This is a genomic window from Caballeronia sp. M23-90, assembly GCF_053574605.1.
This window is the reverse complement of sequence record NZ_JBSIPA010000241.1, coordinates 1-9,820: the sequence shown is the minus strand read 5'-3', so window position 1 is coordinate 9,820 and position 9,820 is coordinate 1. Positions and strand designations below refer to the sequence as shown.

Here is a 9,820-nt window from a genome sequence, read left to right as displayed (position 1 = left end):
CGATCCTGTTCCAGAGCGACAACATCAAGCGCTTCAGCGCGACGCCTTTGCTCGACGAACGTCTGTTCGTGATCGCAGCCGCGAGTTTCGAGCCGATGCCAAAGACCAGGACCACGAAGCTCGCGCATATCCCGATGTACGCCTGCGCATGGTTGAAAGTCTGTCGGGCCATTTGTCCGGCATGCTGAACGCGCGCCAGATCGACCTCGCGATCCTGTTCCAGAGCGACAACATCAAGCGCTTCAGCGCGACGCCTTTGCTCGACGAACGTCTGTTCGTGATCGCAGCCGCGAGTTTCGAGCCGATGCCAAAGACCAGGACCACGAAGCTCGCGCACATCGCGAAGTTGCCGATGATCCTCCCAAGCGGCCCGCACGGCCTGCGTTCGCTGCTCGACACAGCGTTTGCGCGTGCCAGTATCGAGCCGAATATCGTGGCGGAAATCGATGGCCTCGCCATGCTCATGGACGCGGTCGGAGGCGGTCTGGGCCTGACGATCCAGCCAGGTGCCGCGCTGGCCCGCCGCGACCTGGCCTTGTTCCGCGCGCTGCCTATCAACGAGCGTTACATGGTGCGTCCAAACCAGCTCGTCAGTCTTTCCGACGACGAACTCTCGCCCGCCGGCCTCGCGGCGCGCGTGGTTCTCGCCGATGTCGCGCGAACGCTCGTCACCGGCGGACAATGGACAGGCGCCACATTGCCGCCTCTTCACGATTCATGAAGACCCGTTGCCTGTCGCCTGCTGGCGGCCGAACACCGCACGTCCTACACTCCGGAGATTGGAGGAGACATCACAATGGTGGACGTATTGGTGATAGGCGGCGGCAACGCGGCTTTGTGCGCGGCTTTGATGGCCCGCGAGGCGGGCGCGTCCGTGATGCTGCTCGAATCTGCGCCGCGTGAGTGGCGCGGCGGCAATTCGCAGCACACGCGCAACTTGCGCTGCATGCACGACGCGCCGCAGGACGTGCTGATCGATGCGTATCCGGAAGAGGAATACTGGCAGGACCTGCTCAAGGTCACGGGCGGCATCACCAACGAACCGCTCGCCCGCCTCGCAATCCGCGAATCGTCGACATGCCGCGACTGGATGCGCAAACACGGCGTGCATTTCCAGCCACCGTTGTCGGGCGCGCTGCATGTCGCGCGGACCAACGCGTTTTTCATGGGCGGCGGCAAGGCGCTCGTCAACGCGTATTTCCGCAGCGCGGAAGCGCTGGGCGTCCAGGTTCGATACAACGCGCCGGTGGATTCCATCGAACTGGATGGCGACCGTTTTGTTGCTGCGCGGATTGGCGATGAGCGTATTGAAGCGCGCTCGTGCGTGCTGGCCGCGGGCGGCTTCGAATCGAATCGCGAGTGGCTGCGCGAAGCATGGGGCCAAATCAACGGCGAATGGGTCGCCGACAATTTCCTGATTCGCGGCACGCGCTTCAACATGGGCGTGCTGCTCAAATACATGATCGATGCCGGCGCGGATTCCATCGGCGATCCGTCGCAATCGCATTGTGTCGCGATCGACGCCCGTGCACCTCTATACGACGGCGGCATCTGCACACGGGTGGATTGTGTGTCGCTCGGCGTGATGCTGAACCGCAACGCCGAGCGTTTCTACGATGAAGGCGAGGACTTCTGGCCCAAGCGTTATGCCATCTGGGGACGGCTCGTTGCACATCAGCCGGGACAGATCGGTTATTCGATCATCGATTCGAAAGCGATCGGCCGCTTCATGCCGCCCGTCTTTCCCGGCACGAAAGCGAACACGCTCGGCGAACTCGCGCGTGCCATGGATCTTGACGAAGCGAAGTTCATCGATACGATCCAGACCTATAACGCCGCATGTCGCGTCGGCAAATTCGATCACGCCGTCCTCGATGATTGCCATACCGAAGGCCTCACGCCCGCGAAGACACACTGGGCGCAGCCCATCGACAAACCGCCCTTCTACGCCTTCGCGCTTCGCCCCGGCATCACGTTCACGTACCTCGGTCTCAAGGTGAACGAGAACTCCGCCGTGCATTTCGGCGGCAAGCCGAGCCCCAACCTTTACGTTGCGGGCGAGATGATGGCGGGCAACGTGCTCGGCAAGGGTTATACGGCCGGCGTCGGCATGGCGATCGGCACGGCATTCGGCCGGATTGCAGGAACCCAGGCCGCGCAGGCGGCTTTGAAATTGAAGGAAGCCAGTCATGCAGTCGCTTGAAAACCTGACGCGCGAGGCGAGCGCGCTTGCACTGAACGAAGTTCCCATCACGTTTGCAAAACCGATGTCCGCGGCCGAAGGCGAAGTCAGCCGCATCATGCAGATCTGCAATGCGTGCCGCTATTGCGAGGGCTTTTGCGCCGTCTTCCCCGCGATGACCCGCCGCCTCGAGTTCGGCCGCGCCGACGTGCACTTCCTTTCGAATCTCTGCCACAACTGCGGCGCGTGTCTGCACGCGTGCCAGTACGCGCCGCCCCACGAATTTGGCGTCAATGTGCCCAAGGCGATGGCCGAAGTGCGTTTGCAGACTTACGTCGACTACGCATGGCCGGCAGGTTTCGGCGCGTTATACAAGCGCAACGGCCTGACCCTGGCACTGGCGCTCGCTGGTGGTCTGGCACTTTTCCTGATCATGACGATGGCGCTCAAAGGCTCGCTGCTCTTGCCGCCGCTCGCCGGAAACTTCTATGCGGTGTTCCCGCACAACACGCTCGCGCTGCTCTTCGGCATCGTATTCGTGTTCGCGATGATCGCGCTCGGCGTCGGTGTCCGGAAGTTCTGGCGCAATGAGGATCCGGGCGCGATGTCGGCCGAAGCCATCGGTGAAGCGACGCACGACGTGCTGAGCCTGCGTTATCTCGGCGGCGGCCATGGCGAAGGCTGCAACAACGCCGACGATGCATTTTCCCTCGCCCGGCGCCGCTTTCATCACCTCACGTTCTACGGTTTCATGCTGTGTTTTGCATCGACGTGCGTGGCTACGCTCTATCACTATCTTCTCAAGCTCGAAGCGCCTTATGCGATCAGCAGCGTACCGGTCGTACTCGGTTCGCTGGGTGGTCTCGGCTTGCTGGCGGGACCTGCCGGTTTGTTGTGGCTGAACCTGAAGCGTCATCCGCAACACGGCGACGTCGCGCAAAAGCCGATGGACCGCGGTTTTATCGCGTTGCTGTTGTTGACCAGCGCGAGCGGTCTCGCACTGTTGATTCTCCGCGATACATCCATGATGGCGTTATTGCTGGCCGTCCACCTTGGCATTGTGATGGCGCTGTTCCTGACGCTGCCGTACGGGAAATTCGCGCACGGGATTTATCGCAGTGCAGCACTTTTGAAATGGGCCGTGGAAAAACGCCAACCGAGTAAACTGCTGGTCGATGACTAATGCAACATGGGGTCCGTCGAGCCTATGATGGCCGGCGTGGCAATAAAAAAATCCAGGAGACGACATGGCAACCGGAAACGAATTTCAACCGCAGGCGCTGGGCGCGAGCGCGCCGAGTGTCTCGAAGCTGGGCGCGGTTTTGCGCGTCACCAGCGGCAACTTCCTCGAACAATTCGATTTCTTTCTGTTCGGGTTCTACGCGACTTATATTGCCAGGACGTTCTTTCCGGCTGCCAGCGAATTTGCGTCGCTGATGCAGACGTTCGCTGTATTCGGCGCCGGATTCCTGATGCGTCCGTTAGGCGCGATCGTGCTGGGCGCGTACATCGATAAAGTTGGACGCCGGCGCGGCCTGATCGTCACGCTTTCCATCATGGCAAGCGGCACCATTCTCATTGCCTGCGTTCCGGGGTTTGCGACCATTGGCTTGCTGGCTCCGGCGCTGGTGCTCCTCGGACGTTTGCTGCAAGGGTTTTCGGCGGGCGCCGAACTCGGCGGCGTGTCGGTCTATCTCGCGGAAATGGCGACGCCTGGAAAGAAGGGGTTCTATACGTCGTGGCAATCTGCCAGCCAGCAGGTCGCAATCGTCGTCGCCGCAGCCCTGGGTTATGCGCTGAACAGCATGCTTTCGCCGCCGCAGATTGCCGGTTGGGGATGGCGCGTGCCGTTTTTTATCGGCTGCATGATCGTGCCGTTTCTCTACATTCTGCGCCGCTCGCTGCAGGAGACCGCCGAATTCAAGGCGCGCCGTCATCACCCGGCAACCGGTGAAGTCTTCCGTTCCATGCTCACGAACTGGAAGACCGTGATTGCCGGCATGTTGATGGTCGCGATGACCACCACCACCTTCTATCTGATCACCGTCTACACGCCGACCTTCGGCCGCGCCGTGCTGCACCTGAGCACGTCGGACAGTCTGATCGTGACGCTGTTCGTGGGGGTATCAAACTTTATCTGGCTGCCGATCGGCGGCGCGATTTCGGACCGGATCGGGCGCAAGCCGGTGCTGCTGTTTGTATCGGCACTGGCGATCATCACGGCTTACCCGGCGCTTTCGTGGCTTGCGCACGATCCGAGTTTCCTGCGCATGCTTGGCGTGCTGCTGTACTTCTCGTTCTTCTTCGGCGCTTACAACGGCGCGATGGTCGCCGCGCTGACTGAAGTGATGCCGGTCGATGTTCGCGTGGCGGGTTTCTCGCTGGCGTTCAGCCTGGCAACGGCGATCTTCGGTGGCTTCACGCCGGCGGTATCGACGTATCTGATCCAGACGACCGGCGATAAAGCCGCACCAGCTTACTGGCTGATTTTTGCGGCAGTGTGCGGGTTTATCGCTACGCTGGCATTGTATAAGCGCGGTGGAGCAGCCGAGTTGCAGGCGAAGCTGGGATAAGGAGTTGATGACGCGCGGCCGATGTTTATTCGGGCCGCGCGAGTGGTGCAATTGCAGTGCCGGCCCGACTGCCCGTAACGCCGACGCGCCTGCCGCCCGCCAGCGCCCTCCAGCATCGCGCCTAAAGCTTGATTTCCGTCCCAAGCCGCGTCAGGAACTGCGCAAGCCATTGCGGATGCGCAGGCCACGCGGGCGCGGTAATGAAATTGCCGTCAGTCACTGCGCTGTCCACGGGAACGTCCGCATACTCCCCTCCCGCAAGACGCACTTCCGGCGCGCAAGCGGGATACGCCGAAATGCGCTTGCCGCGAATCACATCCGCGGCGGCGAGTAATTGCGCCCCATGACAAACAGCGGCAATGGGTTTTTCAGCATCGGCGAAATGCCGGACGATTTCGATCACACGATTGTTCAGGCGCAAGTACTCGGGCGCGCGTCCGCCGGCAATCATCAACGCGTCATAACTGGCTGGATCGGTGTCGTCGAAACTCGCGTTCAACGCAAACAGATGTCCGGGTTTCTCCGTATAAGTCTGGTCCCCCTCGAAGTCATGAATCGCGGTCTTGATCTTGTCACCGCTCTTCTTGCCGGGGCAGACCGCATGCACGGTGTGACCGACCATCTGCAGCGCCTGGAACGGCACCATCGTTTCATAGTCTTCCGCAAAATCGCCGGTCAGAAACAGAATCCTCTTGGCTGCCATCTTGTTCTCCCATCGAAGAAATCACGCAGGAAACCGGTCCGCGTGAACCGGCGCTCGCTGATATCTTAGCTTGTACGGGATGCATCAGGCCCGATGTTTCAGGCCAGCATTGCGCCATTGCGTGCCACGACTTTTCCATTCGATACAACCAGCTTGCGCACCGGCCGTGCGACGACCGCATGAGCGACAGTGGCGGCATCGACGAGAACCAGATCCGCACGCGCGCCGACGTGCAATCCATAGTCCGCAAAGCCGCACGCGTGTGCGCCGAGCGTGCTGACGCAATCGAGTGCGAGTGCGAGGTCGACGTCCCGACGCAGATCGTGCCGCATGGCCACGAACATCGCGCGTTCGAGCATGTCGGGCGAGCCGAACGGCGTCCATGTATCGCGTATGCCGTCGTTGCCCGCGAAGAGCGTCACGCCCGCTTCAATGCAAGCTCGCAGCGACGGCACCGGTACCGAGGGCGGCGCGGTCGTCAGGAGCGCGACGCTCAGTTGCGCGATTCTTGCGAGCAGCACATCACGCTCGCGATCGGGCAACATGCCGAGGCAAAACGCATGACTGATCACCACGCGACCCTGCATGCCCAGCGCCTCGACGCGATCGAGCAACAGCTTGATGGTGAATGCGCCAACTTCACCTGGCTCGTGAAGATGGATATCGACGGGCTTCTGGTAACGATCCGCGATCGCAAACGTGGTGTCGAGCGACTTGACCGGGTCCTGGTCGATCAGCGCGGGATCGAGCGCGCCCAGTATGTCGGCGCCTGACTTCAGCGCGTCGGCGAGCAACGCATCGGTTCCCGGGCGGCGCAGCATGCCCGATTGCGGGAACGCAACGATCTGGATGTCCGCAACGCCCGCGAGCGTTTCACGCGTTTCAAGCACGCCTTCGAGATGCTTGAGGCCGGCGTCGGTGTCTACGTCCACGTGCGTCCTGATGCGCGTTGTTCCAGCGGCAACGAACGCACGGGCGAGCGCGAGGGATTGCTTGCCTGCATCATGTCCCGAGCCTGCACGCCACGAGCGTTCATTCTCGATTCTGTCTACAAGCCTCGGACCGACTTCGTTCCGATACCACGGCAGCCCCCAGTTCGTCTTGTCGAGATGCGTGTGGCCTTCCACGAATCCCGGAAGCACAAGTGCGCTCCCGCCGTCTTCCACCACCACGTCTGCATCGCGCGGAAGATTGGCTCCAATCGCTTCGATACGCCCGGCGCTGATTGCGATATCGACGGACGCGCCATCAGACAAGCGACCGTTACTGATCAAGAAGCTCGGGTTCACGGAATCTCCTGACATGACGTTGAGCGTAAGCAAACCGTGAGTGTGTCATAAGAGTCAGTGCGTCGAAGGTAACGCGCGTTCCAGATCTTCAGCCTGCATGGAATTTGAAATACACTCGGTCAACCGAACGCGTTGATTTGCGGAGAAACGAATGAAGATCAAGGACTTTCTGGTCGAGCGATGGATGGACCGGTACGAGCATGAGGCGCGCTATAACCTTGCTGAAACCTGCGTCGAATCGCTGACCGTCGATCAGTTGCTGACGCTGACCGGCAAGCAGGACAGCATCATGGACGAACTGCGCCCCATGAAGCTGACCTATGGCGCGATCGAGGGTTCGGACCGGTTGCGCGCGAATATCGCTGCGCTCTACGACCATCAAACGCCGAAGAACATTTTGGTGACACATGGCGCGATCGGCGCAAACGCATTGGTGTATGAAACGCTGATCGAGCCCGGTGACCGCGTGATCGCCGTGCTGCCCACATACCAGCAGCACTATTCGATACCCGAGAGTCACGGCGCCGAGGTACACACCCTGACGCTGCGGGAAGAGAACGGCTTTCTTCCCGATCTCGACGAATTGCGCACACTTGCGAGCCCCGCAACGAAGCTGATCGCCATCAACAACCCGAACAATCCAACGGGTTCGCTGATGGACGAAGCGTTTCTCAAAGAGGTGGTCGCCATCGCGCGATCGTGCGGCGCGTACTTGCTGTGCGACGAGGTTTATCGCGGAACGGATCAGGAAGGTTCGGGATTCACCGCGTCCGTCGCAGATCTCTACGAACGCGGCATCAGCACGGGCAGCATGTCGAAGACGTGGTCGCTAGCCGGGCTGCGCCTGGGATGGATCGCCGGGCCGGTCGATCTCATCCGGGCCGTGTGCATTCATCGCGACTACAACACCATCAGCGTGGGGATGATCGACGATCATCTTGCATCAGTAGCGCTGGAAGCGAAAGACAGGATCCTCGCGCGCAATCACGCGATCACACGGACCAATCTCGCAACACTCGATGCATGGATCCAGCAGGAACCGCTGGTCTCGTATGTCAAGCCGAAAGCCGCGACTGTGTGCCTGCTCAAGTTCGATGTGGACATGTCATCGACTGAATTTTGTACATCGCTGATTGAGGCGACCGGCGTCATGCTCACGCCGGGCAGCGCGTTCGAAATGGAAGGTTGTGTGCGGATCGGCTTCGCCAATCCACTGGATGTGCTGGAACGGGGACTCGAACGTGTATCGGATTTTCTCAAGGACATCGTGCGCAAGTAACGCTATCCGAACCGGTACAGCTCGCCGGCCGAACCCGTGAGAATGATCTCGCGCTGCGCCGCGTCCGGCACCCATCGGTCGAGCGCGCGGCGGGTTGCATCGTAGTCGGTGAGTTGCTGGTGTTGCGTATGCGGCCAGTCGCTGCCCCAGACAAGCCGCCCGGGCGTGTATGCATCGATCAATGCGCTTGCCAGCCGCGCGCCGGCCGCAACGCCTGAATCATTCACCGCGCTCCTGTAAGCCGCCGATAACTTCACCCACACGCGCCCCGTTCCCCCGATCGAGAGCAAATAGCGAAAGCCCGGGTCGCGCTCGACGGTTTGCGGATCAGGCCGCCCGAAATGATCGACTACGACCGTGCAGCCCTGCTCCAACAGCGGCTCCACGACATCACGCAGATCCGCTGCCTGACGATGCACCTCGACATGCCACCCAAGCGCATTGACGCGGGCGAACAACCGCTGCCAGTCAGGCGCGCGAAGGTCGGGGATCGCCAAGCCGATCAGGTTCAGCCGCATTCCGACCACACCCGACCGATCGAGCGATACCAGCCCGGCATCGCTCACGCTGCAATCCACCACGGCCACGCCGCGAAAACGCAACGGGTAGCGCCGCATCACATCGATAAAAAAGCGGTTGTCCGTGCCGAGGAAACTCGGCTGGACCAGCACCGCGTGCGACACGCCGTTCGCTAGCAAATGACCGGCGTAGGCGTCGAGCGTGGCATCGTAATCTGGCGCATGGCGGCGCTGCGGCGCGAGCGGCAAACCGCGGACGAACACATGGGCGTGGCTGTCGATGGCCGTGATCTGCTCCGCGCCCGTCTCATACCAGCGCTCGGCCATGCAGGTCTCTTGCGTTTGCATAAGTGGAATCCGTTGATCGGCGTTCATCCGACGTTAATCACGCATTGACCGCGACCGTCGCGATCCGCCGGTTCTTCGTCTCGGGCAGCATCAGCGCGGCGACCACGACAAGGCCGTAAGCAACTCCGGCGTCGATACCGAGCGCCGAACCAAGCGGCATGGAGTTGCCCATGTGACCGACCAGCACAGGAAAACCCGCAGAAACGATCCGCCCGAAGTTGTAGCAAAAACCCACGCCTGTGCCGCGAATGCCCTGCGGATAAAGTTCGTTGAAAAGCGCGCCGAGCGTTGCCGGAATCCCTGCCGAAAAAAGCCCGAGCGGGAAGCTGAGCAGCAGCATGGCGGTGTCTCCCATCGGCAGGAAGACGTAGAGGTTGACCGTCGCCACGCAGCACACGGCAAACAGGATCACGTTGAGCTTGCGGCCAATGCGGTCCTGCAACCACGCGCTGACAAAACATCCGCAGATGAACGCCGCGATCACCACCGCGAGATACCCGCCGGTTCCCAGTACGGACAGATGCCGCTCGGTCTTGAGGTAAGTGGGCAGCCACGTGGTGATCGCGTGATATCCGCCGTGCGCGCCCACGCCGATCAACGCGCCCACGATGGTCGAGCGGATCACGGATTTATCGAAGATATGGGTGGCCGGAGGAAGCGCCCCGCCGGATGCCTTTGCGGCGACCGGAACACGCGGAGGCTCGACCACGTTACGGCGCAAATAGAGCACGAGCCCGGCCGGAATCACGCCTATGGCAAACAGCAGCCGCCACGCCCATTCCGGGGATACGAACGAGAACACGACGGTATAAAGCAGCACCGCGCCCGCCCAGCCGAAACCCCAGGCGCTTTGCACGATGCCCATCGCCTTGCCGCGATGTTCAGCGCGCATGGTCTCGCTCAGCAGCACGGCGCCCGCGGTCCATTA

Annotated in this window: 7 protein-coding genes and 3 pseudogenes; 6 read left to right on the top strand and 4 right to left on the bottom strand. The window is 61.4% G+C overall.

The features are described from left to right. From ACRXB1_RS21610 to tcuC, 5 genes and pseudogenes are all read left to right on the top strand, one after another. Window positions 1-188, top strand: a pseudogene (locus ACRXB1_RS21610) (hypothetical protein); the annotation flags it as partial. Further along, window positions 128-721, top strand: a pseudogene (locus ACRXB1_RS21605) (LysR substrate-binding domain-containing protein); the annotation flags it as partial. The pseudogenes ACRXB1_RS21610 and ACRXB1_RS21605, both read left to right, overlap by 61 nt. A gap of 75 nt (window positions 722-796) precedes the next feature. After that, window positions 797-2,203, top strand: a complete 1,407-nt coding sequence (gene tcuA, locus ACRXB1_RS21600; RefSeq protein WP_449493159.1) for an FAD-dependent tricarballylate dehydrogenase TcuA — start codon at window positions 797-799, stop codon at window positions 2,201-2,203. Further along, on the top strand, window positions 2,190-3,365 hold the full coding sequence (tcuB, locus tag ACRXB1_RS21595; RefSeq protein WP_086381503.1) for a tricarballylate utilization 4Fe-4S protein TcuB: 1,176 nt from the start codon (window positions 2,190-2,192) through the stop codon (window positions 3,363-3,365). The genes tcuA and tcuB overlap by 14 nt, the downstream gene beginning before the upstream one ends. Before the next feature lie 64 nt (window positions 3,366-3,429). Next, entirely contained in the window at window positions 3,430-4,755 is a 1,326-nt protein-coding gene (gene tcuC, locus ACRXB1_RS21590) for a tricarballylate/proton symporter TcuC (RefSeq protein ID WP_174363264.1), read from the top strand. A 121-nt stretch (window positions 4,756-4,876) separates the two neighbouring features. On the opposite strand, the gene ACRXB1_RS21585 is transcribed toward tcuC, so the two are convergent. Continuing rightward, window positions 4,877-5,458 carry a DJ-1/PfpI/YhbO family deglycase/protease gene (locus tag ACRXB1_RS21585; protein WP_174363263.1) on the bottom strand — a complete coding sequence of 194 codons (582 nt, stop codon included), beginning with the start codon at window positions 5,456-5,458 and terminating at the stop codon, window positions 4,877-4,879. 98 nt (window positions 5,459-5,556) lie between these two features. Continuing rightward, a complete protein-coding gene (locus tag ACRXB1_RS21580; RefSeq protein ID WP_449493158.1) occupies window positions 5,557-6,747 on the bottom strand; it encodes an amidohydrolase family protein in 1,191 nt (396 codons plus the stop codon). A gap of 151 nt (window positions 6,748-6,898) precedes the next feature. Here ACRXB1_RS21580 and ACRXB1_RS21575 point away from each other — a divergent pair, with 151 nt between their 5' ends. Continuing rightward, on the top strand, window positions 6,899-8,026 hold the full coding sequence (locus ACRXB1_RS21575) for an aminotransferase (protein WP_449493157.1): 1,128 nt from the start codon (window positions 6,899-6,901) through the stop codon (window positions 8,024-8,026). 2 nt (window positions 8,027-8,028) lie between these two features. Here the strand turns inward: ACRXB1_RS21575 and ACRXB1_RS21570 are convergent, their stop codons facing one another. After that, on the bottom strand, window positions 8,029-8,919 hold the full coding sequence (locus ACRXB1_RS21570) for an amidohydrolase family protein (RefSeq protein WP_449493156.1): 891 nt from the start codon (window positions 8,917-8,919) through the stop codon (window positions 8,029-8,031). A 10-nt stretch (window positions 8,920-8,929) separates the two neighbouring features. Next, window positions 8,930-9,820, bottom strand: a pseudogene (locus ACRXB1_RS21565) (MFS transporter); the annotation flags it as partial.

Bases quoted from the DNA above. Each gene is read 5' to 3' on its own strand.
- ACRXB1_RS21575 (WP_449493157.1), top strand. From the start codon at position 6,899: ATGAAGATCAAGGACTTTCTGGTCGAGCGATGGATGGACCGGTACGAG.
- tcuB (WP_086381503.1), top strand. From the start codon at position 2,190: ATGCAGTCGCTTGAAAACCTGACGCGCGAGGCGAGCGCGCTTGCACTG.
- ACRXB1_RS21585 (WP_174363263.1), bottom strand. From the start codon at position 5,458: ATGGCAGCCAAGAGGATTCTGTTTCTGACCGGCGATTTTGCGGAAGAC.
- tcuA (WP_449493159.1), top strand. From the start codon at position 797: ATGGTGGACGTATTGGTGATAGGCGGCGGCAACGCGGCTTTGTGCGCG.
- ACRXB1_RS21570 (WP_449493156.1), bottom strand. From the start codon at position 8,919: ATGAACGCCGATCAACGGATTCCACTTATGCAAACGCAAGAGACCTGC.
- tcuC (WP_174363264.1), top strand. From the start codon at position 3,430: ATGGCAACCGGAAACGAATTTCAACCGCAGGCGCTGGGCGCGAGCGCG.